Below are 25,272 nucleotides of genomic sequence, written 5' to 3' on the forward strand. Positions count from 1 at the left end.
CCTATACATCTGGTTTAATCTGAAGTAAACGATGGGTACTGCTGAGGAAGAGGTTTCACAGAACAACGCTTCATACGACTTCAGGTCGCACGGCATAAACGCTTTAGAAAAGGCAGCTTACCGATGAGCGCGCTGCCATTTTAGTATGAGACTTTATTACTCTCCCACAGTAACGTTACCAATTCGACAACTTTCTTGAATAATAGCGGGGATGGGTGTCCAGGGATTCCCGGAATCGGTGGCTGATTGCTCCGAAATACGTAGCTGTGGATTCACATTGTTGCTTCATCGTTTTATTAATATTTGCGGCACAAATTAAACTTTATGCTTTTCTAACCATTACAAAAGTAAAAAATAAAATGTATACAAGTAGATGTGATGAATATTTTTTCATTTCATTTTTAGCAGTCATTGCTTCTTCATCAGGACTGATAAGCTCAAGCCTGACTGAACCATGTCCTGTTCGACCCGTCGTTGTACCCGTTTCTCCCACGATGGTCTTTATTCCTGCGTAAGCCGCTTTCCATTCTTTCTGTAATCGACTGGATCGCATGTACAGAGTCACGACCCGCCAATGTGCTTTGGGGATCGCAAAGGAAAACGCATTGATAAAATTCGAAAGTAGTTCAGGTTGATTAAAGGTCACACCCGATTGGCTAACTGTACAATGAGTTAAGAAGTATTGCATCTGCTCGGTAAACTGTTGTTGATTATGCTTGTAGTGATTACGCAACTTGGCATTAAATTTACGCACATACTCTTTTTCTTTGTTGGTTTTCAATCTCCCAGGAACTAGACTATGTTGCCGAATATTAGAGAAAAGACGACTTTGCCCCATGTTATTCCCAGTGGGATTGGCTGTTAGGGATTTTAGGTATTCCGCGTTATCAACCCACTGATCAACCGTGCTTGATGAGATACGATATTCGAGTGTCAATCTATCAACCGATTGGCCACTGGCAATGGCATCGAGTACCTGATAGCACAACTCAATTGAGAAACTCTCCACTTTATGATTCACGAGACTTGGATAACGTTGCTCATTTTGGTTAGGTGAATCTGATACTAGCTGTACATTGAGCTTTTTGTATAGAGGTGTTGCCGCGTGTGCCAACAACACTTGTCCGTTGTAACGCTGGCGCATTTTCCAATAGCGGTCATGAGATAGCAAACCGTACTGTGTTGCTTCGTGCAGCGATAGCGATTGAAGATAGTCACCTTTATGAGGTGAGGCAAGTAAATCACTGAAATGAAAATAATGGGTAAACGTCATCTCAGGATCTTCGTGCCCAGCAAAGGCTGCAATTTCCCAGTACCCCTTTAATGATGTGCCTTTAAATAACAACTGTTGGATATCGGTACTTTGCTTTTGGTCATATGGGTATGCATAGGGTAGAATTTCATGTGCATTCTCAAGCTCTAACATCAGTTGCAGGCGACTTAAACAAGAGTGCCTCAAGTGGTGGAACACCCAGTGATCCTGCCCCGAAGCGATCTTCAAAAAGCTTCCCACGTAATTCCGCACCGCATTAAGACTAAAAGGGGTATTGGGGTTTTCTCCGAGAGTTAAAAATGGAGCAAGTTGAGATTTAGATAGTGCTCTTTTTTGTCGTAAGTATTGGTTAAAAATGTCTTTTTCATGGTCCAGCAAAAGAGGGAGCACAGGCACTCTACGTAAACTGCTCGCGGTTTTATTATCGGCTAGTTGGTTCGGACGCACTTCCATCCAAACCTCTTCACAATGGCTGATATTGCGCATTTGCAATTTGTATAACTCAGCAATTCTTAACCCACACCGATAGGACATAATGCAGATACACTGCAGTGCTAACCGATCTAGCATGTTGAGATCGTCAAGCGTTTGAATATGTTCAATAAGTGCACGAAAGATGTGTTCATCCACAAAACCTGCACGTGTGTGTTTTTGAGTGCTGTCGCAATGAAAGAAATCGTCACTGAGCCTTGGAAGGTTTAGGTATGAAAATGCGTAACGATGAAAATCTTTTAACCGAGCCGCAAAGTTCTTGCGTGACTTTGGGCTTTTATGGCGATTAATTTGTTCTTCATAGATTTCTTCTAAAGCACCCTCGCTCAAAGTGTTGTCTATGGTGAACTCGGTATTCATGAACACCCAGTCTTTAATAAGTATTGTCCGGTAACTATTGACAGTTACGGGGGTGCAAGTTTCAAGTTTGAATCTAAGCCAATTTATGAAGCAGGTTTGCCAATTGGACATGGAATAGGTATCAACCAGTACAGACAAGTCTTCTGCAAGTTTTTGAGGGCTGGTTTTCTGACCTTGCTTTATCTTAAACGGTATCCGAACCAACTCATAAAACTCTGAATCTTTAATACGGGGGCCGTTTGTCATTTTTGCTGATGCTTCCCTGCCCTTCGGTAAGGAAATTGGATCATTAAAATCATAAAATGATGCTGACCGCGGCATATTGAGATGGGGTGAGAGTACCTGCTTTAAGTTGGACAATGGAAGTGAATAAGATCGCGTTCGCCCCATGCGGAACTCAATGAGTGCTTGGCTGATTGAGACGTTGTGGTGGCGCTCATACCAACTCGCAGCCGCTCGACAAAAGGTTGTAAGGTTTAATCGTAGATCATCTGTCTGACTGAAATAACAAGTGAGTATTGTGTCTATCTGTTGAGGGGTTTCTGGTGCAGACCATTCCGAAAGATCCGTCTTTTGCCAAAGGTTGAGCTGAGCCAATGTATGCAATGACAAGTAACAGTGATATTGAGTGACACGTTCACCATCAATTTCTGCGTTGGTATTGAGGTTCTCATTGTCCAGAAGCAGAGTTAGGTAGGTGTAACAACTGACCCTTTGCAGAGACAGTGGCTGCTGGCTCATAATTGCATGATGAAAAGCATTGACCACATCAATACTCATTTGACCTGACTCAAAGATCAACGAGAGCATCAAACTTTGGTAGCGAAGTGAAGCATCCTGTAGATCGACATTAAGGTGCGTATCCCTCCATGTCGCATATTGGTCATAGATAGCCCAGGAATAGGCTAACCATTTTTTATCACGTGTTTGGGTTGGTGGACGATTGGTGATAATCGTTGATGGTGGAGAGTATGGCCAGCCATGCTTCTTTTTGTTGGCATTAACACGATACTCACCATATTTAAATCCTTGTCGGAAGTCTTTCTGCGGGCCGAACACGTTTAATAGTGACTGTTCAAACTGCTCCCAACCTTGAATAAACACCTCTTCACTGGTTATGCTTTCTGGAGAAGGAAACGCCTCGTCAAATAGCTTGTCCGCTTTTTGCTTTACCTTTTCGATATGCTCAAGGCGACTTTTTTCTCTCCGTAATTCACCGGTCAGGAATGTCATACTTCCTCCTCGCCTAACAGCATACAAAGGTGCGATTGCAAGTAGTTGGAGATGGTTGTGAGCTGGTGCCGATTGAGTTGGCTGAACTGGCTAAAAGGCAGTATTTCTGCGTATTGATGCCCCATCCATGCGGCGATCAGTTCATCATGAACACCGATTGAATACAGATATGATCGTAGGTAGTGTCGTGTCCAGTTGGGAGGAAGCGGAAGAATACTGTCGATGTGCTCCGCATAAGACGACGGGGTTGTTTCTTCTACCCCATTTCTGCCAATATAAAAACAAAACGCTCGCTCACCACCACGGGCTTCCATATAAGCCTGAGCGAGTTTAGGTTTAAAACGACTGTGATACAGCTCGGCTTCTTCACAAAACTGGAGATATTGCTTTAACTTTGTAAGCGCAATGGGCGGCAGAATAACCACTCGACCACCAGAACTTTTTCCACGCTCTTTGTCCGCTATTCGATATTCACCGGTAGATATATGAATGTCTTTCAGTGATCCAAACCAATCGTTCACGGGACGATATCCACTAGCAAGACCTAGAATGATTTGAAGCTCTAAAACACGCATATTGTGGTAAATGGCACTAAAATAGTCAGCTTTATCTTTAACCTTTGAACTAAAATATTCGGTTAACTTTTCAAACCACCATTGCAGATACTCAGTTTCCAGAAAAAACGGTGAACCAAGCACACCTTGTGACGTGACCTTCTCCAGATCAACTAAATAGTTTGATTGGCTGAGCTCTGACAGATAAGTACAATACTGATAATAACACGTTAAAAACTCGTTAGCGTTAATTGCGGTGTAGTATCGAGCTGGCTCATTTTGCGGATCGTGCGCACTAATGAGTTCAGCAACACAAACATCGTTTTTTTGAGCAATCATGGTTTGCTTCATAAAGTTCGATAACGATGATGAAGTAACAGATAAGTGATACTTTTTCTTTATATCTGATAATAGCGTTTTGATGTCCGAACCAGTAGAGGCAAAAAAATTGAAGTTATCTAGTGAGGCAATGAGGTTAAGTGGCAGTGGGAGCACATAACTTACTTCAAAGTCCTTGGCTAGAAACAATAATTGTCTGTCCAACTTCTTCGTGGAAGGCAACTTGAAACGGCGTTTAATACCAATGATATGATGAGAGCCATCAGAACGAGCGCTTTTCCATTCGTTTATTTCATCCAAACTATTGCCGGTATAAATCATCAGTAAAATGACAGTTGCTGCCGCCACCTGCTTGTAGTCGCTATTGTCACGCAAAATAGAGATACACTCGCTCATGACACAGCGAATATCATATTCACTTACTTGGTTAATACTACACGTCAGCGACATCTTATTTTTTACAATCCGGCTATTAATCGCTCGGGCTCGCATAGCATTTTGATACTTATCTCGCTGAACAAAATTTTTCGATGAAATTAATGATAAAGAACGTTCTGGCTGACCTTGATCCTCACTTTGCCAACCTGAGCCATTTACTTTTGAAGACAGTTCAATCACTGTTGCGTGGTGTTCATTTTCACTCTCATCAAATGGTTGTGCTTTCGAGATGGTTAGATTACGGCCCTGTTTAAATTCACGCGCACCAATCTTACGGCGGATCCCTACTCTGTTGTTATAACTATCTCGGAAGGGATTACGATAATAGGTAAGTTGCGCAACTTGCTGTTTATTAATCTTAATATCTGATTCGATTTTCTGATCAAAATACTCAATCAGCGATTGAAAATCATGCTGCTCGGGTACAGGTAAAAGGGGAATCAGTCGTTTACGTTTTCCGAGAGCATACTGTCTAATTTCATTGCATACTTTAACGATTTTAGCCCGGTGCTTGCCAGCGATGCTTAACTCAGTCACGACAATCAGCGTTAGAGCTTTATAGAAATCAAACTTGTCTTGATCATACGAAAGAAGAGTGAGTGTTGACGAAATAAATGCTGCGATATCAAGTTTGCTGACTAGCTTGCGATTATGCAGAGTTTTATGAAGGGTTGAGAGTGATACCGTGCTAGGCACTTTTTGAAAATGTTTGGCTTGGGAAATTAGCCACTGGATTTCAATAAACTCTTCTCGAAAAGTGGCTGGTAATAAATCAATCAATCTTAGAACTTCAGTCGCAATGGTACTCTGATTTTCAGGTGACCCATAAAATAATTCGTCTATCAAACTGAGACGATTTTGTTCGCTTGTTCCGTTATTACTCATTCCCAAAACGCTCCTTCATCTGTTCAAATAACGCAGGTTTAACTGATAGCTTTTGGGCAGGTCTTGGGTTGTACTTCGATTGTTTCTTTAATCCAGATACACTCATGTTGGTTAATTCGGCGAGTCTTTTTTGAGTAAGCTGATCAGCACCAAAGTGGTCGTTTAATAAATGAGGTGGTGTATGAATATTGATTTGTTGTCGCATCGTTTCGAGCGATTGATTATCCACAGAAGAGAGTAAAACTCGTAGCACACTTCTCCAAGCTAGATCTGAAATCTGACTGGATTGAAGGTCACGTTCAATCAAGATCATGGCGTCATGAACATTAAAATGTTGCAACGAAAAACTGAAAAACTCGAAGCCTGAAATCAGCTCAAGTTGATCTGTATCTGATAAAATTGCTCGGTAAATTTGGTCACATCCAATGGCATTAATTGCCTCCAAACCAACCTGAACTTTATCGAACTTAAACACCATTGAATGAAAAAAATTGAAGGCATCGAGAGCCTCTGGGTGAACTTGAGTGGATAAGTTTTTCTTCTTAGATTTTGCTAGTAGAGTTGCCACTTCACACCTAAAACATTAAATAAAAGTACCAAAAGTGTCTTTTAAACAACTATGAATTGGTACCAACGTTAAATTTAATATGGCATTAAATGGTGTAAATGCAAATAAAATAAAATGATTTAATCCATTATTAAATAAGGATTTTATTGTAAATTCTAGTTTTCTTATTCACATGGGTTACAGCCTTCCAAGCTGATGATGCGGGTTCGATTCCCGCTGCCCGCTCCAATCCCCTTACAAAAATTTCAAAACGCACCGTTCGTTATTCTGTTCAATCTGATCCGTTTTAAGCCTTCGATTCAGTCAGCTCATGCAACACTGTTGTTTTTGTTCCTGAGTGAAAAGTCTAACAATTACTTTTACTTTGGCTTTGAATAATAAAAAATGCCACTCTCGAGGCAAGAGTGACATTTCATCGGATGTTCTAGAATGCGGTTAAACCGAGTAAGCAGGTCCGTGAAAGGTTACTTAATCACAGCTCCATTTCTGCTTTGATCTGCTCTACCCAACCAGCAATTCGCTGCTCCGTAAGACTGGACTGATTTTCTTTGTCGATGACTAAACCGACGAAGTCATCTCCATCGACAGCATTGGAAGAACCAAACTCGTAGCCTTCAGTTGGCCAGAAACCCACCATTTCTGCCCCACAGTTAGCAACATGGTCATACAATTCACCAAGTGCATCGACGAACTCGTTCGTATAAGCGACTTGGTCACCCAAACCGTACAACGCGACTTTTATACCAGTCAGATCCATTTCTGAAAAATTAGGCAAAAACTCTTCCCAGCTTTCCTCTTGGCAATCTACGGACAATCCAGGCAGCTGACCTTCACCTAAAGTTGGTGTTCCTAAAATAAGGTAGTCATAACTAGTAAATTCTTTAGCATCGACTTTATTTATATTTTTAGGTTTAGCGGCAATCTCATCACCGAGTTGTTTTTGGATCAATTTGGCCATTTTTCGAGTGCTACCCATATCGGTACCAAAAAAAATTCCTACTTTGCTCATAATTAGCTCCTTGCTTGAAATATCGTAATGGCAGAGATATCCTGCAAAATACCCACCAAAGTTTAAACACTAAAAATCAATAACTTATAAAAACCACGCATTACAATAACTGACATATTGTCGTAAAGATGACAATTAATCGTCATCATCGTCGTCTTCAGGTTGCCAAATTAACGGGCGATATATTTCAACACGATCACCTTCCTTAAGTTCGCTATCCAACTTAGCGACTTTGCTGAAAATACCGACTTTCTGCTTATCAAGATCTATGCTTGGAAACATGTTTAAAATATTGGAGACCTGAATTGCACTCAGCACTGTCGCAGTATGATCAACATCGACAGACAGCCATACCTGTTCATCTGGTAGCGCGTACACAACACTTACTTTCATCATTACCCCCTATTGTGAGCAATAGCCGGAACCGCATTTTTAACGACCGATTCGTACTTTTGTTTTAACGCGAGTACCAACCCCAGAACCAAGAAGCCTCCCGGTGGCAAAATAATCAGAAGCAGCCCTCGGTAATCGTCAATAATGACCAATTCCAGAAACGCGAAACGTTCCCCTAATAGCAAATGAGCATTGCTAAACAATGTCCCGCTACCCAGGATCTCTCTTATCGCTCCCAGCGTTGTAAGCACCCACGTAAAACCTAAGCCCATAAACAGACCATCAGCAATTGACGGTAATACCGCACTTCGACTGGCAAAGGACTCCACACGACCGAGAATTGCGCAGTTTGTGACAATTAAGGGGATAAACAGACCGAGTACTTTATGCAGAGAATGAAGATAAGCATTAAGTACCGCATCTATCAGCGTCACTAACGTAGCAATAATGATGACATTAACCGGAATACGAACCGTCTTACTGATAATGCCTTTTGCCATCGAGTTCAGGGTATTGGCAGCGACCATAACAACCATAGTCGCAAGGCCAAGACCTAAACCATTCGTTGCACTGCTTGTCACCGCAAGCAGCGGACAAAGGGCAAGAGACTGCTTTAATACAATGTTGTTACCCCATAAGCCTTGAGAAATAATAGTTTTGTATTGATTTGAGTCACTCATTGTTCGCTCCTTGATATGATTCAAGCGCTAATAACGCTTGATGCACGCCCTTAACTACAGCTCTGGGGGTAATCGTCGCACCACTGAATTGGTCAAAGTCTCCACCATCTTTTTTCACTGCCCATAATCCTGTGTTCTCTAAGGCACGTTTTGCAAAACTATGTATCCAGTTACTTTTTTCTGCTTCTATTTTGTCACCTAGTCCGGGAGTTTCACTGTGGCTGATGACTCGCACGCCAATAATCTCGCCGTTTAGCGTAATCCCAATAAGAAACCTTATTGTGCCGCTGTACCCCTCCTGATCACCACGAATGACCCAATCAATCAATTGATGCTTTTCGTCTTCCACTCGGTAGAGTTCGAAAGACTTACCTTCGAACTCAATAAGTTCACTGGATGCGAACACATCATTCGCGTAGGGCTGCCCCGCCAGAACCTCTCTCAAGAGTGCGTTTTGGTCTTCGAGAATTCGCTGTGCGATAACGGGTTTTGTCGCCCAATCGGTAGCAAATAGCAGTAAGGCAGCAAGCGCGCAGGCACTAGAAAGTAAAACTACCTGATATGAAATCCGCTCTTTGACTTGTTGTAATCTGATTTCCATGATTATTTCCCCGTTACTGTGGTCGCACCGAAGACATTCGGTCGCATGTAATAATCAATCAGTGGGCTGACTGCATTCATAATTAGTACGGCAAAGGCGACGCCTTCGGGATAACTTCCGAACGTTCTGATTAACCAGACTAAAAGGCCACAACCCAATCCATAAAGGAGCTGTCCACGAATACTAGTTGGAGATGTCACGAGATCAGTCGCGATATAGAAAGCACCCAACATCGCTGCACCACTGGTCAGGTGTACCCAAGGAGACAAGTAGACTTCAGCGTTAATTAAATGACCAACTAAAGCAGGTAGTGCCAAGCCAATCATAAAGGTAAGTGGGATAGCCCAGTGGACTATTCGTCGCCAAAGCAGGTAACCACCCCCACATAGAATCAGAAAAGTACTGGTTTCACCCAGACTTCCTGAGTGCTGTCCAAAGAACTGTTCCGTGAACTCAACAGGCAAAATACGCTCACTACTTAACGCTGTAGCGGCAGTTACTCCATCAAAGCTAAGCCAGCCTTCTGGCACCGAGACTAAGTTGTTACTCAAATCGATCGGAGTTGGAGCCGCCCACTGCGTCATTTCGACGGGAAAGCAGATAAGCAACATAACGCGCGCTAACATCGCAGGATTAAATAAGTTTTGCCCTAATCCTCCGTAGATTTGCTTACCCAATATAATCGCGAACATACTGCCTAACATGGCAAGGCTGATAGGAAATGACGGGGGTAAACTCATTGCTAACAGCAAACCAGTTAATATTGCTGAGCCATCAAAGCACGCGCTAGGTTTCTTATTCATCGCCAACAAGCATAAACACTCACTGATAATGCAAGTTAGGCAACAAACTGCTATCAGAGCAATGCTATTGCGCCCAAACTGAAACCCTGCGAACACGCAGGCAGGGAATAACGTTAATATAACGAGATACATGATTCGTGTCGTCGAACTCCCGTTATGGGCGAACGGACCTATCACCGAGTCGTACTTAATCATAATTGTTGCTCCTTCTCGGTAGCTGTAGCTTGACGAGTGACGCGCGCAGGACGTGCAGGTCTTTCTGGCCGTGCAGGCTTCGCTGCTGGAGGAGCCGCTCTGCCATTCCTGCTTGGTCTCGCCGCTTTTTGTGCATCTTGTGCTGCTTTTTTCTCTGCGGCCTCTAGGGCGAGACGTTGCTTACGAGACTCATTAAGCACTTTCGCCTGAGTCGATTTTTTCTCTTGGAAAGCAGTAGAGGCAATGGCACCTTTAGCATGCATGAAGTACTGCACCAGAGGGATAGATGATGGACATACATATCCGCATGCACCACAAGACAAACAATGGTTCACACCTAGATCTTCGGCACGTTTGAAATCTGAAACACGCGTATATGCCGCCATCTGAAATGGCATTAGACCCATCGGGCATGCGCGGACACATTGCCCGCAACGGATACACTCTTGGTGTTTGGACTCAATGAATACTTCGTCTTCCGTAAGGGCTAGAATTCCGCCAACCGTTTTATCGATAGGCACCTGCATTGAAGGAACGGCTTGGCCCATCATTGGCCCACCCAAAAGTAATCTCTCTGTAGATTCGCTGACGCCACCACAATAGTTGATCACTTCATTTACTGGTGTGCCGATTGGCACCTCAACATTTTTCGGCTCTGCAATGCCCTTACCACTGACAGTGACGATCCGAGAAACTAATGGACGTCGGAATCGAACAGCATGATACACAGCCCTAACCGTGGATATATTGTTCACCAAGATCCCGACTTGAGTTGCACGGCCACCCGGAGGAACCTCTTGCCCTGTCAGCGTTTTTATTAAATGCTTCTCTGAGCCCATCGGGTAGATACTCGGCACCTTACGGACTTCGATACAATCCACTTCACTTGCCGCGTAGTGCAGTGCACTGAGTGCCTCTGGTTTATTATCTTCTACCCCAATGATTGCTCTTTTAGCCCCACTTGCAATCAAGAGCATCTGTATCCCTGCAATGATCTCTTCGGGATAGCTTTGCATCGTTAAATCATCACTGGTCAGGTAAGGTTCACATTCCCCCCCGTTGATGACGATGGTGTCAACATTGGAACTGCGTGAAAACCGTATTTTCACTGCCGCCGGAAAGCCCGCCCCGCCAAGCCCAACAATGCCCGCTTCTGCTACCCTTTCGATAATGGTGTCCGCGTCCAGGTCATGGATGCTTTCGCCTGGTGAAGTCTCACCCCAACGTTTATCGTCGTTAGCTCGAATCACTACCGTGTCACATTTCACTTTCGCAGGATGCGTGGTGATATGCGGAACAATCGCAGTAACAATGCCATTGACCGATGAGTGAACTGGTGGAACGAAATCATTCTGCCCTACTGCAATAAGCTGACCTCGGTAGACCTGATCCCCAACACTGACCAGCGCTCTAAGTTTCGCACCAGAACGAGTCTGTAACGCCATGTAGATATTTCTTGGCCAAAATTGACGGTCAATGCTTTTATCCGAAGTGAGCTCTTTATAAGCTTTAGGATGGATCCCACCGCGAAATGGCTTACTCAATAAACTAAAATCAATCAAACTGGACATGGTTCACTCCTAAGCCGTCAACGAAGGTTTTGGCCAATACCATGTCGATACTGAAGGCGTCACTTCAGTCATGGTGAGGCATCCTCGGGTACACGCTTTTTCACATAACTGGCATCCGGTGCAAACATCCTTAATTACCGTATGTAACTGTTTAGGCGCTCCGACAATCGCGTCGAAAGGACACGCTTTGTAGCATCGGTTACAGCCGTTACATTCTGCTTCATTAACACGTGCGACCAACTCGACATCTTGGTCATCAACATCAATAGAAACACCAAGCAACTGCGCGACATTCTGTGCGAGTGCTGAGCCTCCTGGCGGACAACACGACGGGCTCAGCTCTCCCGAAACCATTTTTTCCGAAGCTTGTCGGCAACCAGCCTCACCACATTGACCACACTGACCACCAGGTAATAGTGCTTCAACTTTGTCAATGCGCGGGTCTCCCTCAACATGAAACACCTTTGCCGCGTACCCTAGCGCTAAACCAAGCACAGCGCCGAGACAGACAAAGAAAATGAGCATTGTAAGTAACATGTTTAAGTCTCCTTTACGCCATTCCTGAAAAGCCCATAAAGGCCATTGATAAGAAGCCCGCTGTGATAAACGCTATTGGCGAGCCTTTGAAGGCTTTCGGCACATTACTCAGCGTAAGCTGACTACGTAAACCGGCAAAAATAGTGAGCACCAACATAAAGCCCAACGCAGATCCAAAGCTGAACATCACGGTATTAAGAAATGACAACTCATCTTGAACGGCTAACAAAGCGACACCGAAGACCGCACAGTTGGTGGTAATTAGCGGTAGGAAAACGCCAAGCGCCTGATAAAGTTCGGGAAATGATTTCTTAACGTATAGCTCTGTGAACTGTACAACCGCAGCGATGACCAAAATAAAAGATATGATCCGCATAAACTCCAGATGTAATGGCTTTAAAATAGTAAATTCAATCAACCAGCTGCATACCGTCGCAAGAGTAAGCACAAAAATGGTCGCTACCCCCATCCCTACCGCACTCGTAATCTTGCTCGACACCCCCATAAACGGGCACAAGCCCAGAAATTTGGCTAGCACGACATTGTTTACAAATGCCGCGCTGAGAAAAATGATCAATCCTTCGGACATAACAACACTCCAATAACTTGTACTATCGACTATGGTGCATAGCGTATGCCACGAGTGAAATGTTGCACCGAGATGTATCAAAACCCTCGATTTACAAAGTGCTTGAGCAGATATTCATTGCCCAGAACCACCAGATTTACCTTGTCAGAAAGCCAACAAAGTTCACTTAATCGAAGTAATAATTGTCCGAAATCAAACAAAGTTTAATTGGAATAAGCCCACCATAACTGGACTGAGAGTCTGGAATAGGAAATGCATTACCTGTTGTTACATCACCAAACGTAAAGGGATAGACGTATGGAACAACTTGAGAACTTTCTACCCGATAGCAATCCAACGGCTTTTGATACGCGCGCGTTCGAACAAATTGTTGCGCATGCGCCAGTTGCGATCAGCATTACGGATAAGCATGGCAACATACTTTTCGTTAACCAGACTTTTAGCCAAATTACAGGCTATTCCCCCCATGAACTCATCGGTAAGAACTCGTCTTTACTTTCGTATAAGGCAACGCCTCAGAGTGTCTACCAAAACATGTGGTTCGCAATTACCAACGGTGATCACTGGCAAGGTCAACTGGTGAATAGAAAGAAAAATGGGCAACCTTATATCGCTGAAATGTCGATATCTCGATTGAAGGAACAAAAGGGCGAGACCCGTTACTATGCAATTCACAGAGATATTACAGAACGCCACCTACGCATCACTGATCAAAAGAATCAATTTACGCTGTTTCAGGCGGTTCTTAATGGATCATCAACAGCAATCGCATTGGTTGATTCATTGAATAACCTTTTAGTCACTAATAAAAAATATCAGCGGATAGAGCAAAGTATCCAACATTCACCCATTGATCTCCTGTTAAGCAGTATCAAACATGATTATCAATATGACAGTTTGGTGGAATTTATAGGTCAGCAAAAAGCTCGTACGCAGAATATTTCTATTCGCAGCGAAGACGACACACACGAACGATGGTTTGAGTTCGCCATGGTCAAGACTCCGGTTTCAACCATTAACATTGAACACTACTTTCTTCCTGATAGTGATGATGATTACACTGTTATTTCTATTACCGAACGTACTAAAGAAAAATTGCTGGTAGAAGAGCGCCGAATTAACGCGGTCAAACTGATGGTAAGAGACAACAAATACGTCCACGCCATGCAAGAAGCATTGATGGGCACCCTCCATCAACTGCAGGGACCGTTCAATGTCATTAATTCTGCAGTCAACATTCTAAAACGTACCAATGCCTCATGCCCGGGCTTAGTCGCAATGGACGATGCAATGGCTACCGCGAATTCTGCTATGCATGAAATTCAACTCGCTATCCCTGAGCGAGAAAGAGAGGCGCTACAACCCGTCAACCTAAACGAAATCATTCGTGATGCATGCAATATCACTGGTGATGAGTTAATGCGATTGTCTATCAATTTAGAGCTAGACCTATCACAAAAACTCTCGTCTATTAACGGCACGCCTCATCGACTCATTCTTGCGTTAAAGCAACTTATCGATAATGCGTTAGACGCAATCAGACTAGCGAAACCAGTAGACCGAACTTTGTTTATTCACTCTTATGAACAAAACGGCGAGATCATCATTGATATTGAAGACAGCGGATTGGGAGTGAAAGAAGAGCTTCGCCTGACTGTATTCCAACCTTTTTACAGTACCAAGCCGAAACATCAGTCCGGCTGTCGTGGAATAGGACTCTCAATCGTGCAGCAGGTTCTCAACGAACACTCTGCCACCGTGACTATCTCAGATAGTCAGAGACTAAACGGCGCGAAAGTTTGCTTAACATTTCCAATTATTACCGGTAGATCATTATGATTGAAGAACATACTCTCTTAAATTTAGAGCGTCAGTTGTTGGCGGCAATGTATCGAATATCTAGTGTTCTAAATGCTAGCTTAAACTACGTTGAATCTTCCGACAAAATCCTAAAAATACTGCATGATGAATGTCGATTGCAGTGTGGAATGCTCACCATCCTCGACCACGAAAAGAACATTTTGCTGGTTAAATGTGTGCACAGTCCAACCAGTGACAACACCAGTGGACAAAAGAACGTTTACTATAAAACTGGCGAAGGCATTGTCGGAGAAGTTCTCAGCCGCGGTAGTTCGATGGTCATCCGCAACCTTGGTAGTGATATGCGCTTTGCGGATAAACTTGCGCTCTACGACTATGATAAACCCTTTATCTGCGTACCAATCAAAGACAGCAACAGTAAAGTGCTTGGTGCGCTTTCTGCCCAGCCGCCTAACGTAAGCGATGAACATCTGACTCTGCTATCAAAATTTCTTGATATGATTGGCAATCTGATTTCGAAGAATATTCAATTGGCTCAAAACGTTGAACGTACCGAAAAAGAGTTGGTCGATGAACGAGATGGCCTGCGACGCAAGGTCCGTAATAACTACAGTTTCCGCAACTTAGTCGGCCACACAAAAGTGATGAGGCAAATCTTTGACCAAATTCGCTTGGTGTCTCGCTGGGATTCAACTGTACTCGTTCGAGGAGAATCAGGAACCGGTAAAGAGCTTATAGCTAATGCCATTCACTATAATTCTCCTCGTGCTGATCGCCCATTCGTCAAACTTAACTGCGCGGCATTACCGGATAACTTGCTCGAGTCTGAGCTGTTCGGACATGAAAAAGGAGCATTTACGGGTGCAGTAAAACAACGTAAAGGCCGCTTTGAAATGGCGCACAATGGCACTATTTTCCTCGACGAGATTGGTGAAACCAGTGCTGCTTTCCAGGCGAAATTGTTGCGTGTACTACAGGAAAAAGAGTTCGAACGCGTTGGCGGTACAACGACGATTTCTGTCAATGTCCGTATCATCGCGGCGACAAACCGCCATCTTGAAGACGAAGTAGCCCAAGGAAACTTCCGTGAAGACCTCTACTATCGTCTCAACGTCATGCCAATGCACTTACCGGCTCTGCGTGACCGTATTGAAGACATTCCTGAACTCGCAGAGTACATGAGAAAAAAATTAAGCAAACAACAAGGCCGAGAGCTCACCATCAGCGATGACGCTATACGCGTGATGATGAATCACAACTGGCCCGGAAACGTTCGTGAACTGGAAAACACCTTGGAACGTGCTGCTGTTCTGTGTGAATCCGGAGTCATTAATGCCAGCTTAATTACGATCAATCAGACTGAGACAAGCTTCGCCAATTCTCCACAACCCGCGTATACGGTGAGTGCAGGTTTTGCGGCAACTCCTTCTCGCGTCACAGATAGCCATCTTATGACCAGAGAAAAGAGCAAACCATCTGATGAACGAGAGCTGGTAATTGATGCTCTTGAACGTTCTGGCTGGGTCAAAGCAAAAGCAGCAAGGTTATTAAACATGACACCACGTCAAATCGCGTATCGAATCCAAATATTAAATATCGAGATGAAACAAATCTGACAATTTGCAGGACATAAATATTGTCAACTATCAGACAATTGTTGTAAGCCAACAAAGTTAGCTATTAAAAAACAATAAGTTAAACAGGGAACGATGATTGCAGTAAACCTTTTTATAGGCATAAAATCATTAAGGGGCAGACATGGATAGTCCTTCACCACGAGTAAAAAGTGACGATTGCGCGAACGATAATCTTCATCACTTTTTAAACAAACAAACTCAAGAAAAGATCGCGCAGCATCCTTGCTATTCAAAGCAGGCTCATCAGTATGCTCGGATGCATTTACCAGTAGCTCCTGCTTGCAACATTCAGTGTAACTACTGTAATCGTAAATACGATTGCAGCAATGAATCTCGTCCGGGGGTTGTGTCGCACGTTATGGATAGTGCTGCTGCCCTCAAACAATTTTCAACCATTAAAAAACGCGCGCCTAATCTTACTGTTGTCGGTATAGCTGGGCCCGGTGATGCATTAGCGAATCCACAAGCGACGTTTAAAACTCTGCGAGATATACACAAAGCGGATCCCAATGTTCAACTGTGTATTTCGACCAACGGTCTGGCACTTGCGGAACATGTCGTGACACTCTCCGCTTTAGGAGTTAACCACCTCACCATTACGATTAATTGTATTGATGCTGAGATCGGCGAAAAAATTTATCCGTGGGTTTTTTACAATCGTAAAAGACTCAAAGGAAGAGCTGCAGCGCAAACGCTTATTGATCGCCAGCTACTCGGATTACAACTAGCTGCGGAAGCAGGAATGCTGGTCAAAATCAATACGGTGCTTATTCCCGGCGTCAACGACCATCACATTGCTCAGGTTTCAGAGAAAGTAAAATCCCTCGGAGCGACATTACACAATATTATGCCGTTGATATCAGACCCGAGCCATGGCACCTATTTTGGGCTTAGTGGCCAACGAGGACCGACGGATAGTGAGATAGAAGCCGTTCGAGAGGAATGCGGCGTTCACATGCCACAAATGACGCATTGTAAACAGTGCCGTGCAGACGCCGTGGGTATGTTGAGTGACGATAGTGCTTCCCCGTGCAGCGCAACAAAATCTCCATCTGTATATCGAGTCGCTGTGGCAAGTCATGGTGAATCAAATATTGGGCTGCATTTTGGGCATGCTAAAAGCTTTGAAATCTACCAATATGATAACCAGTCAGAGCAATTCCTTTTCCAGGAGTCGCGAAATGTGGCTCAGTATTGTAAAGGACAAACCGATTGTGGGGATGATAGTGATAAGGAAGCCTTGTTCGATACTATCGCCGACTGCCAGATGGTACTCAGTGCCAGAATCGGGATTAGCCCTTGGCGAGAATTAGAAAAACGCGGAATAACTCCTAATGTTGACTTCGCCTTCCAGCCAGTCAGCACTAGCCTGGAAACTATCGCCAAACAGCAACAAAAAAATTCTAAAGTAAAGGAGGACAAGCATGAGCTTATTCATCAACGATAAATGTGTTGGCTGCCATGCCTGCATGACTGTTTGTCCAAATCAAGCGGTATATAAAACAGGCAGAGCTGAGAAACCATTTGCGATTCACAATAAAAGATGCAACGAATGCTCTTCTTTTTGGCATGAACCGCAATGTGCCAGCATTTGCCCTATCGAAGAGGCGATTGTCGATTGTGCCAATCTTCCTTTAAACCCTAGAGGAAGCTTAAGTCCGCAACCTTCCGGGGATTCTGTATAGTGCGAGATGGTAAATACTCCCGATACTGGCAGCCTATTGTCCACTCTTATTTGAGTGGGCATTCTGCCCTTCCTCTGTATCTTGGTTTAGATAAGAGCACTTTTATTCGGCTAATTCACGCAATAGGTGTAGAAGTTGATAGTAATGACTTCGAAACGAAGCAGGCCGAGTTACGTAGTGAATTGATGGTTTTAAGAGCACAGGAACATGGACAACTCCACCAGTTATTACTTCAGAACATCGACGAATCCGTGCCCTTTGCGACAGAGATGGCTACCGTCATCTCAAGTGGCTGTATGGGAAGTCAGCACCTGTGGCATGATTTAGGCTTGCCTGAACGGCCAATACTCAGCCAGCTATTTTCAGACTACTTTCCGGACCTATCCGCGCTTAACGTAAACAACATGCGTTGGAAACGATTTTTGTATCGCCAGCTATGCGAGAACGGTGGAGACTATGTGTGCCGCTCGCCCAGTTGTGAAACTTGTTCAAGTTACAGCGAGTGTTTTGAGACCACATCCCATTAGATGTTGAATCCGTCATCACCTTGGCGATACAAACATTAAGATAAATCATTAATTAGAAGCATATTGCGAGAGCAGATTATTAATAGCGTGTTTACTTGTCTTTCCGATTTTTTGCATGAGTTCAAAAGTCGGTTTTTGGACATTTTTCAGGCGAAGATCGTCTACCATCAGCATCCATAATTTCGCTGTCATTTGTGAATCAGCCAATGCACGGTGAAACGTGCCATCGTTTTCAATGTGTTTAAAATGCACAAGATCACCTAATTTATGAGTCGGTGCATCTTGAATTAATCTCCTCGCAATTAACATAGAACAAGCGAATTGTTGGGAGTAACTCTTATTGATTCTTTCTAGCTCAGCATCGAGAAACCGCTTATCAAACGACGCGTTATGTGCAACAAGCGGACTGTTACCAATAAACTCAGAGAATTCCTCCATCACCTCTTCGCAGCTAGGCGCGGTCCGTAACATTTGATTGGTAATACCCGTATAACTTTCTATAAAGCCACTGACTCTAAAGCCCGGGTTCATTAACTGCTGAAAAGATTCCGTTACCTGACCATCGACCAACCTGACAGCACCAATTTCAATGGCTCTGTCGCCCATATTCGGTGACAGCCCCGTAGTTTCAAAGTCAAGAACAACAACCGAACTCGCAGATGGACACATATTCCAAGCCTTTATTTAGTTTAAAGCGCAATTATAAACCCAAACGAGCGCATAAGGGCACTTGCTGAGTAGAGCAAATACAAAGATCGCCTAACGACAACTTTTAATACGACTGAACCAACAGTTAGTTCTACTCAACGAAGAAAGGTGGAGGATACAAAGCCCCTCCACCTTTAATTAATTCAAACTATTCTCACACTCGGGTGTAATATCGCTTTGCTATTCCCAAGCAAGGCCTTCAGGTAAATCAGGAAGTGCCCAGTTATGAATGTAATTGATCACTCGTAATGAATCGTCAGCCGCTTGTGTAAAGCCACGTGCAAAATCAGTATGCACTTGGTCTGCTGTAAATGCCTCAGGATTACCTGCTATATCAAGAAGAGGGACAACTTGGTATGACAGACTTGAAATCCCCACTGGAGCACCAGGATTAGGCTCAACCCCTGGAAGCAACAGACCCACTTCAGTTCCAGAGTACATAACGTCACGATAATAGCTATATCTCATAAAATCAAAATGCCCGTTGTCATTAATACCCAAGATAGTGTTGATATTAATAACAAGATCGAGATTAATCGTGCCAAACTTATCTCCAGCACCAGCCAAAAGTGCTGCTGCTGTATCCAAGTCTCTTTGACTAACTGTCTCAACACCGTTACCTAGCAGATGGTCAAGATCCCCTAACTGCTCGTTTGTTAACAAAAGACCCGGTAAGTGGCCATTGAGCATCAACGCTTTATAAAGCGCCAAATTTTCCAGTGGCGAGTCGATAGTTTTAATTGTTCCGTCGGGAAGAACAACGTCAATCCTTCCCGCGGGATCGATCTTAATACTAGCGGCACTGTTGATGTTACTTATCGCTTCCGCATAAGAGGAATCAATAACGTCAATCGATGATCTCGCCACACTCAAGCGACCAAAATCTACTTCTTCAGTATAATTAGCAAATGTATAATCCTCATAACCCACTAGGGTTTCAGCAATTTCACATTCACTATCAAGTGGGATAAGCAGACCATCTGCGACTCGAAACTCTTCAGGTAGCGCTGGCAGAAGTTCCCCTGTGAGCGCGTCTGAAGCCTGTTCATTCGCTATCGGTTGGAAACAGCCATTATCATCTTGTTGAGGTACGTATATCGTTGCATCCAACTCATCCCAATCCCAGGTGTACTTAACAGGCTCCCCATTGTCATCACGAACAATGATTAACAAGTCACCATAAAGATCACCTTTACTTGTACCCGGTTGTGTATTCCCCCTGCCAGGCTTTCCATCTCTGCCCTGGTTACCTGCCCATTCTGGACGATCTGAACCATCATCAACAGCGATAGCCATAGGGGGTGCTAAGAATAGTAGAGCCGTAAATATCATACCCATGAACAAGAGTATCTCTAAGGCTCTTTTTTTCATCGGTGTATAGCCCTTCATCATTTTCTCCTTAGTGCATGGCAATGCGTCTTTAGCACCACACTGCCTATCCGAAAAAATATGCCTGACTTATTAAGATTTTTAACACTACCAAATTAAATATAGGGCAACATTTTTAAGTGCTTACTAATATAAGCAAGCACATTGATATACATCAATTGAATAGCAACTAGTTACAATATATGCATCTGGTTAGCATGAGTTATGAGAGAGAATGACACCGTTGTAAAAAAAATCGGCATAACATTTGGCTAGGCGGGCTCTCACAACAAATGAAATAGAATACATTTCTTTATGTCAGGATATAGCCCGGTATTCGATGAGATCACAAAAGGCTTTGTGATGGCGAAGGTGTGAGAACGTATAAATTCTATTATCAACTCAAGCTTGCTAATCGCGCTGCAAACCCCATAAAGAACATGCCAAGCAGACCATTACCTAACTTGGCCAAAAGTTTATTATCCCTGAAGAGTTGGGTTAATGACGATCCCAGGAAGATCAGAGTGCTCAGATAAATAATACTGAACACTTCTAGAATGAAGGCCAGAATCAGATACGAAATCCATGTGTGTTCATACGTGTAATCAATAAACTGGATAAAGAACGAGACATAAAACAGAATCGCTTTCGGGTTGGTTAAACTTAACGTCAACGATTTAGCGAACACATTTTCTTTCTTTTTAGGGCGCGCTACTTCCGACTCGTCTCCATCTGTTTTACTCATTAACTGATGGACGATTTTTATCCCCAAATAAAGCAAATATGCGGCACCAAGGTAGCGGATAGTTGTGAATAAAACGGGTGACGTTTGAATTAAAGAGGCAACCCCAAGATAGGAAAGTAAAATCAAAACTGCGTCGCCGATAAGTACACCAGAAGCCGCCTTATAACCAGCCTTAACGCCCAGAGATGAACTGGATTTCAACACATAAAGAGAGTTTGGACCAGGAGCGAGGATTATCATTGTTAACCCTACTAAATACGTCCATATATTAATTACCCCAAACATTTCCAACATGATAAGTCGCCCTTAAGACCAATCCACCCAACGAAGATACGAGATATAACTGAAAGAATTGGCAATGTCTATCTCAGGCCACAAATAAGTCATCCGAATAATATATACCTTGGAAAGAGCTCGCTATTCCGCTGCGTGTTCTTTCCTTGAGAGTAGGCCTTGAACTTGTGCCAGTGACAACGCTCTGAATCCTGCATCTTGAAGTTGCTTGGGTATATTCACTCCCATTTATAACAGACCTCTCATTCATGTTAGAAAAAAATTAAAGATGTTATAGAACGTGATCGAACTCTTAGATTTCGCTCTATGTTACCGGTAACTTACGCAATGTTCCCGGTAACATTTGGGCATAACAGGAATACAAATAGAGATCCGATAAAGAAATTAAAGGACGAATGAATGAACATCTTACACAAAACCCTAACCTCCGCTATCTCACTAGCTTTGCTATCAACGTCAGCGTTCGCCGCTGACTTTAATTTCAAATTTCAATCTAGCGATCCTTCTGGCGACAAGAACTTTCAGGTTCAGAAAGAATGGACAGAGCGCGTAGAACGAATGTCTGGTGGTCGTATCGAGATTGACTTACTACCTGTTGGCGCTGTGGTGAAACACACGGAAACCTTAGGAGCAATTAAAATGGGCGTCATCGACGGCCACATTACCGCAACAGGTTACTTTTCAGGCCAAGACCCTGCTTTCGGTTTAATTGGTAACATGGTTGGTGCATGGTCAGACACACGTCAATTGCTTCAATACATCAATTACGGCGGTGGCTACGAATTGATGACTGAGCTCTATGCTCCTTACGGCGTGAAGTACATTGGTGGTTCAACAACAGGTGTTGAATCGTTTGTATCTAAGGTTCCATTGAACGGTGTTGATGATCTAAAAGGTCTAAAACTACGAGCTCCAGAAGGCCTGGTTCAACAAGTATTTGCTGCGGCAGGAGCAACGCCTGTAAACCTACCAGGTTCAGAAGTCTTTACTGGTTTGAGTAAAGGCGTAATTGATGCCGCTGACTACACCGTTTTCTCTACTAACCATACTGCTGGCATGAATGACGTTGCAACCCACCCTGTTCAACCGGGCTTCCACTCACTGCCAACTATTGATATCTCAATGAGCCAGAAGAAGTGGGACAAACTACCTGCCGATCTTCAGGAAATTATGACGGTCTCTGTTCGTGACTTCGCCGAAGATATTACCACTCAGCTACGCATTGCTGACGAAAAAGCGGTTAAGGAAGCAGAAGCAAACCCAAACATTACCATCCATGACTGGTCAGAAGAAGAGCGTAAGAAGTTCCGCCAGATTGCAATGGGTGAGTGGGAGAAATACGCAGCGCTCTCTCCTAATGCGAAAAAAGTTTACGATTCTATTACGACTTATTTGAAAGACTCAGGCCTTCTATAAGTTGTTAAATAAAGGGAGGTTTACTCCTCCCTATTTCATCTGGAAATTAGACATATGAAAGAATCAGGCACAAATATTGTGGCTGAAATGCCACAAAATATCCTCGATAAAGCAATAACTAAAATCAGTGAGTGGTTTAGTTTATTGTTTGTTGTCACCGTCATCATCTCTTTTTATGAAGTAGCGAGTCGCTATCTTTTTGACTCACCGACAATGTGGGTTCATGAAACAGCATCTTTTATTGGTGGTTCACTTTTTGTCATTGGTGGTGCTTACGCTTTAGCTACCGACAAGCATGTGCGGGTTGTTCTGCTCTACGATTCGGTATCACAGGAAACGAAACGCTACCTAAACATCTTTCACCACTTAGCAGGACTGCTGTTTAGCGGATTGTTGATTTACGCGGCTTGGCAAACCGTGGCTAACTCATGGTTCGCACCATGGGGAGGATTGAGATTAGAGACATCTGGGTCAGCTTGGAATCCTCCGTTCCCTGCCCTCCTTAAAGGGGTCATCCTTATAACCGTTTGCTTAATGTTCATTCAATTCGTTTTGCATTTAATTAACGAAATCAAACAACTAAAGGAAGAAGGCAATGATTAATTTATCTTCTACAAAACCTAATGTAGGGAGCTATAAACCAGTACTCCTTGTCATAGGTCTTCTGACTTTAGCAGCTGCTTTGGGTTGGGTTGGATTTCAAACATTCACCTCGAACTTATCATCGATTGGTATCGAGTACGGCAGCTTGTTGATGCTTGTTTTGATGATCGGACTTTTGTTAACTGGTATGCAGTTAGCTTTCGTAACCGGTCTGGTCGCTCTGATATTCACCTTAGGCTGGTTTGGTGTCGACGCTTTACCTCTTATATCAAGCCGCATATTCAGCTTCGTAAGTGGCTATGTGTTCCTTGCAGTACCAATGTTTGTACTTATGGCAGCTTTACTTGACCGTTCTGGTATTGCCCGAGATCTATTCGATGCGATGAAAAGTGTCGGACGTAAAGTTCGTGGCGGTGTAGCCGTTCAGACATTACTTGTTGCCGTGATCCTTGCATCTATGTCAGGCGTTATAGGTGGAGAGACGGTACTGCTTGGTATTCTGGCTCTGCCACAAATGCTACGACTCGGTTATGATCGTAAGCTTGCAATAGGTACAACATGTGCCGGTGGAGCGCTTGGAACCATGCTGCCACCAAGTATCGTACTGATTATTTACGGCTTGTCCGCATCAGTATCGATTGGGGAACTGTTTAAAGCCGCATTCTTGCCTGCGTTAATTCTGGCTTTTTTCTATATGGCTTATGTATTAATTCGTTGCAAGCTTAACCCTGCTCTTGCACCACTACCGTCAGAAGAAGATCTGGCAAAAGATGCACAAGCGCACCCAAGCTACTTCAAAGCTCTGTTCTTCCCTTTGCTGTCAGTGGCTACCGTTTTAGGAAGTATTTACACTGGCGTTGCGTCAGTTACCGAAGCTTCTGCTTTGGGCGTAGTTGGTATTGCTATCAGCGCTGCTATCCGAAAAGAGCTAAATTGGAACATGATTAAAGAGTCAGCCATCGCAACCATGCGCACGTGCGGCATGATCATGTGGATAGGTATCGGTGCTTCAGCGCTGGTTGGCGTTTACAACTTGATGGGTGGTATCGATTTTGTAGAGGAAACGATTCTCGCTTTGAGTGGCGGTAACGCGATGTCGACTCTTCTTATCATGATGGTGATCCTGTTTGTTCTGGGTATGTTCCTGGACTGGGTAGGCGTGGCACTACTTACGATGCCAATTTTCGTGCCTATTATTACCGGGCTTGGAATGGATCCTATCTGGTTTGGTGTTGTGTTCTGTCTAAATATGCAAGTTGCATTTTTGTCACCACCATTTGGTCCTGCAGCGTTCTATCTGAAATCTGTAGCGCCTAAAGATATTAGTCTTGGCGAAATTTTCACAGCACTACTACCGTTTATCGGACTACAGGTTTGCGTACTCGCTCTCGTGATTCTCTTCCCTGAGCTTGCGTTGTGGTGGCGATAAGTTTGCCCATGAAGCCTAATTATGAGTTGATACTATGAATAAAAAATATGTCGTTATGGGTGTTTCTGGGTGCGGTAAGTCTTCTATCGGTTACTCACTGGCAAAATCACTTAACATTCCTTTTTTCGATGGTGATGATTACCACCCAGAGGAAAACGTAGAAAAAATGAGGAATGGAATTCCTCTAACTGACGAAGACAGAAAAGAATGGCTCTTAACCTTAAATGCACTAATACAGGAACAAGATAACTTGGTGCTGGCATGCTCTGCTCTTAAACCGGAGTACAGAGACGCGCTGAGAAGCGGTTGTAATGAGTTAACGTTCTGCTATTTGAAAGGAGATTTTGACACTATCTGGTCCAGACTCAAAGCGAGAGAAGATCATTACTTCCAAGGTTCAGCCATGTTAGAAAGTCAATTTAGTACTCTGATTGAACCGACCGAGCAAGAAGCGTTATACATTGATATTAATCAGACACCAGAAAAAGTAGTCGACGATATTCTCTCGAAAGTCTGAAA

23 protein-coding genes are annotated in these 25,272 nt (G+C 43.6%); 9 read left to right on the plus strand and 14 right to left on the minus strand.

The genetic code is table 11. From position 1 onward, the window contains the following. Positions 1-322 precede the first annotated feature (322 nt). The 11 genes from WJM94_RS04620 to rsxA form a co-directional block, all read right to left on the minus strand. Positions 323-3,358, minus strand: coding sequence for a tyrosine-type recombinase/integrase (locus WJM94_RS04620; protein ID WP_444493059.1), 3,036 nt, complete (start codon positions 3,356-3,358; stop codon positions 323-325). Then, positions 3,355-5,574: a hypothetical protein gene (locus tag WJM94_RS04625; protein WP_444493060.1), complete on the minus strand. Its 2,220-nt coding sequence runs from the start codon at positions 5,572-5,574 to the stop codon at positions 3,355-3,357. The genes WJM94_RS04620 and WJM94_RS04625 overlap by 4 nt, the downstream gene beginning before the upstream one ends. Beyond that, positions 5,567-6,142: a hypothetical protein gene (locus WJM94_RS04630; RefSeq protein ID WP_444493061.1), complete on the minus strand. Its 576-nt coding sequence runs from the start codon at positions 6,140-6,142 to the stop codon at positions 5,567-5,569. Before WJM94_RS04630 ends, WJM94_RS04625 begins: the two co-directional genes overlap by 8 nt. Positions 6,143-6,614: 472 nt before the next feature. Continuing rightward, entirely contained in the window at positions 6,615-7,151 is a 537-nt protein-coding gene (locus tag WJM94_RS04635; RefSeq protein ID WP_444493062.1) for a flavodoxin, read from the minus strand. A 135-nt stretch (positions 7,152-7,286) separates the two neighbouring features. Further along, positions 7,287-7,544: an RnfH family protein gene (locus WJM94_RS04640; protein ID WP_444493063.1), complete on the minus strand. Its 258-nt coding sequence runs from the start codon at positions 7,542-7,544 to the stop codon at positions 7,287-7,289. A gap of 2 nt (positions 7,545-7,546) precedes the next feature. After that, the gene (locus tag WJM94_RS04645) at positions 7,547-8,224 is read right to left on the minus strand and encodes an electron transport complex subunit E (RefSeq protein ID WP_444493064.1); all 678 of its coding nucleotides are present in this window, start codon (positions 8,222-8,224) and stop codon (positions 7,547-7,549) included. Next, positions 8,217-8,825, minus strand: coding sequence for an RnfABCDGE type electron transport complex subunit G (locus WJM94_RS04650; RefSeq protein ID WP_444493065.1), 609 nt, complete (start codon positions 8,823-8,825; stop codon positions 8,217-8,219). Before WJM94_RS04650 ends, WJM94_RS04645 begins: the two co-directional genes overlap by 8 nt. Before the next feature lie 2 nt (positions 8,826-8,827). After that, a complete protein-coding gene (locus WJM94_RS04655; RefSeq protein WP_444493066.1) occupies positions 8,828-9,823 on the minus strand; it encodes an RnfABCDGE type electron transport complex subunit D in 996 nt (331 codons plus the stop codon). After that, on the minus strand, positions 9,820-11,394 hold the full coding sequence (gene rsxC / locus WJM94_RS04660) for an electron transport complex subunit RsxC (protein WP_444493067.1): 1,575 nt from the start codon (positions 11,392-11,394) through the stop codon (positions 9,820-9,822). The genes WJM94_RS04655 and rsxC overlap by 4 nt, the downstream gene beginning before the upstream one ends. Positions 11,395-11,403: 9 nt before the next feature. Further along, a complete protein-coding gene (locus WJM94_RS04665; RefSeq protein WP_444493068.1) occupies positions 11,404-11,931 on the minus strand; it encodes an RnfABCDGE type electron transport complex subunit B in 528 nt (175 codons plus the stop codon). 13 nt (positions 11,932-11,944) lie between these two features. Further along, positions 11,945-12,520: an electron transport complex subunit RsxA gene (gene rsxA / locus WJM94_RS04670; RefSeq protein WP_444493069.1), complete on the minus strand. Its 576-nt coding sequence runs from the start codon at positions 12,518-12,520 to the stop codon at positions 11,945-11,947. 297 nt (positions 12,521-12,817) lie between these two features. Here rsxA and nifL point away from each other — a divergent pair, with 297 nt between their 5' ends. From nifL to WJM94_RS04695, 5 genes are all read left to right on the plus strand, one after another. Next, positions 12,818-14,359 (plus strand): nitrogen fixation negative regulator NifL, encoded by a 1,542-nt coding sequence (nifL, locus tag WJM94_RS04675; protein WP_444493070.1) that lies wholly within the window; start codon positions 12,818-12,820, stop codon positions 14,357-14,359. Next, entirely contained in the window at positions 14,356-15,957 is a 1,602-nt protein-coding gene (nifA, locus tag WJM94_RS04680) for a nif-specific transcriptional activator NifA (RefSeq protein WP_444493071.1), read from the plus strand. Before nifL ends, nifA begins: the two co-directional genes overlap by 4 nt. Positions 15,958-16,099: 142 nt before the next feature. Next, positions 16,100-17,425, plus strand: coding sequence for a nitrogenase cofactor biosynthesis protein NifB (gene nifB, locus WJM94_RS04685; protein WP_444493072.1), 1,326 nt, complete (start codon positions 16,100-16,102; stop codon positions 17,423-17,425). Next, positions 17,403-17,663, plus strand: coding sequence for a 4Fe-4S dicluster domain-containing protein (locus tag WJM94_RS04690; RefSeq protein ID WP_444493073.1), 261 nt, complete (start codon positions 17,403-17,405; stop codon positions 17,661-17,663). Before nifB ends, WJM94_RS04690 begins: the two co-directional genes overlap by 23 nt. Continuing rightward, positions 17,663-18,190 carry a nitrogen fixation protein NifQ gene (locus tag WJM94_RS04695; protein WP_444493074.1) on the plus strand — a complete coding sequence of 176 codons (528 nt, stop codon included), beginning with the start codon at positions 17,663-17,665 and terminating at the stop codon, positions 18,188-18,190. Before WJM94_RS04690 ends, WJM94_RS04695 begins: the two co-directional genes overlap by 1 nt. Before the next feature lie 48 nt (positions 18,191-18,238). On the opposite strand, the gene WJM94_RS04700 is transcribed toward WJM94_RS04695, so the two are convergent. The 3 genes from WJM94_RS04700 to leuE form a co-directional block, all read right to left on the minus strand. After that, the gene (locus WJM94_RS04700; RefSeq protein ID WP_444493075.1) at positions 18,239-18,859 is read right to left on the minus strand and encodes a 3'-5' exonuclease; all 621 of its coding nucleotides are present in this window, start codon (positions 18,857-18,859) and stop codon (positions 18,239-18,241) included. A 219-nt stretch (positions 18,860-19,078) separates the two neighbouring features. Continuing rightward, positions 19,079-20,290 carry a hypothetical protein gene (locus tag WJM94_RS04705; RefSeq protein WP_444493076.1) on the minus strand — a complete coding sequence of 404 codons (1,212 nt, stop codon included), beginning with the start codon at positions 20,288-20,290 and terminating at the stop codon, positions 19,079-19,081. Positions 20,291-20,663: 373 nt separating this feature from the next. After that, entirely contained in the window at positions 20,664-21,305 is a 642-nt protein-coding gene (leuE, locus tag WJM94_RS04710; protein ID WP_444493077.1) for a leucine efflux protein LeuE, read from the minus strand. 399 nt (positions 21,306-21,704) lie between these two features. On the opposite strand from leuE, the gene WJM94_RS04715 reads away from it, so the two are divergent. From WJM94_RS04715 to WJM94_RS04730, 4 genes are all read left to right on the plus strand, one after another. After that, on the plus strand, positions 21,705-22,721 hold the full coding sequence (locus tag WJM94_RS04715; protein WP_444493078.1) for a TRAP transporter substrate-binding protein: 1,017 nt from the start codon (positions 21,705-21,707) through the stop codon (positions 22,719-22,721). A gap of 54 nt (positions 22,722-22,775) precedes the next feature. After that, entirely contained in the window at positions 22,776-23,324 is a 549-nt protein-coding gene (locus WJM94_RS04720) for a TRAP transporter small permease subunit (protein ID WP_444493079.1), read from the plus strand. Positions 23,325-23,475: 151 nt separating this feature from the next. Continuing rightward, positions 23,476-24,753, plus strand: a complete 1,278-nt coding sequence (locus WJM94_RS04725; protein ID WP_444493525.1) for a TRAP transporter large permease — start codon at positions 23,476-23,478, stop codon at positions 24,751-24,753. Positions 24,754-24,787: 34 nt separating this feature from the next. Further along, on the plus strand, positions 24,788-25,270 hold the full coding sequence (locus WJM94_RS04730; protein ID WP_444493080.1) for a gluconokinase: 483 nt from the start codon (positions 24,788-24,790) through the stop codon (positions 25,268-25,270). The last annotated feature ends 2 nt before the right edge of the window (positions 25,271-25,272 follow it).

Origin of the sequence: Vibrio sp. YIC-376 (assembly GCF_052353105.1) — a bacterium.
Lineage (GTDB): Bacteria > Pseudomonadota > Gammaproteobacteria > Enterobacterales > Vibrionaceae > Vibrio.

What these genes read in the sequence shown, in the direction of transcription:
- WJM94_RS04620 (WP_444493059.1), bottom strand. Translation starts at nt 3,358, where the DNA reads ATGACATTCCTGACCGGTGAATTACGGAGAGAAAAAAGTCGCCTTGAG.
- WJM94_RS04625 (WP_444493060.1), bottom strand. Translation starts at nt 5,574, where the DNA reads ATGAGTAATAACGGAACAAGCGAACAAAATCGTCTCAGTTTGATAGAC.
- WJM94_RS04635 (WP_444493062.1), bottom strand. Translation starts at nt 7,151, where the DNA reads ATGAGCAAAGTAGGAATTTTTTTTGGTACCGATATGGGTAGCACTCGA.
- WJM94_RS04640 (WP_444493063.1), bottom strand. Translation starts at nt 7,544, where the DNA reads ATGAAAGTAAGTGTTGTGTACGCGCTACCAGATGAACAGGTATGGCTG.
- WJM94_RS04645 (WP_444493064.1), bottom strand. Translation starts at nt 8,224, where the DNA reads ATGAGTGACTCAAATCAATACAAAACTATTATTTCTCAAGGCTTATGG.
- WJM94_RS04650 (WP_444493065.1), bottom strand. Translation starts at nt 8,825, where the DNA reads ATGGAAATCAGATTACAACAAGTCAAAGAGCGGATTTCATATCAGGTA.
- WJM94_RS04655 (WP_444493066.1), bottom strand. Translation starts at nt 9,823, where the DNA reads ATGATTAAGTACGACTCGGTGATAGGTCCGTTCGCCCATAACGGGAGT.
- rsxC (WP_444493067.1), bottom strand. Translation starts at nt 11,394, where the DNA reads ATGTCCAGTTTGATTGATTTTAGTTTATTGAGTAAGCCATTTCGCGGT.
- WJM94_RS04665 (WP_444493068.1), bottom strand. Translation starts at nt 11,931, where the DNA reads ATGTTACTTACAATGCTCATTTTCTTTGTCTGTCTCGGCGCTGTGCTT.
- rsxA (WP_444493069.1), bottom strand. Translation starts at nt 12,520, where the DNA reads ATGTCCGAAGGATTGATCATTTTTCTCAGCGCGGCATTTGTAAACAAT.
- nifL (WP_444493070.1), top strand. Translation starts at nt 12,818, where the DNA reads ATGGAACAACTTGAGAACTTTCTACCCGATAGCAATCCAACGGCTTTT.
- nifA (WP_444493071.1), top strand. Translation starts at nt 14,356, where the DNA reads ATGATTGAAGAACATACTCTCTTAAATTTAGAGCGTCAGTTGTTGGCG.
- nifB (WP_444493072.1), top strand. Translation starts at nt 16,100, where the DNA reads ATGGATAGTCCTTCACCACGAGTAAAAAGTGACGATTGCGCGAACGAT.
- WJM94_RS04690 (WP_444493073.1), top strand. Translation starts at nt 17,403, where the DNA reads ATGAGCTTATTCATCAACGATAAATGTGTTGGCTGCCATGCCTGCATG.
- WJM94_RS04700 (WP_444493075.1), bottom strand. Translation starts at nt 18,859, where the DNA reads ATGTGTCCATCTGCGAGTTCGGTTGTTGTTCTTGACTTTGAAACTACG.
- WJM94_RS04705 (WP_444493076.1), bottom strand. Translation starts at nt 20,290, where the DNA reads ATGATGAAGGGCTATACACCGATGAAAAAAAGAGCCTTAGAGATACTC.
- leuE (WP_444493077.1), bottom strand. Translation starts at nt 21,305, where the DNA reads ATGTTGGAAATGTTTGGGGTAATTAATATATGGACGTATTTAGTAGGG.
- WJM94_RS04715 (WP_444493078.1), top strand. Translation starts at nt 21,705, where the DNA reads ATGAACATCTTACACAAAACCCTAACCTCCGCTATCTCACTAGCTTTG.
- WJM94_RS04720 (WP_444493079.1), top strand. Translation starts at nt 22,776, where the DNA reads ATGAAAGAATCAGGCACAAATATTGTGGCTGAAATGCCACAAAATATC.
- WJM94_RS04725 (WP_444493525.1), top strand. Translation starts at nt 23,476, where the DNA reads ATGCTTGTTTTGATGATCGGACTTTTGTTAACTGGTATGCAGTTAGCT.
- WJM94_RS04730 (WP_444493080.1), top strand. Translation starts at nt 24,788, where the DNA reads ATGAATAAAAAATATGTCGTTATGGGTGTTTCTGGGTGCGGTAAGTCT.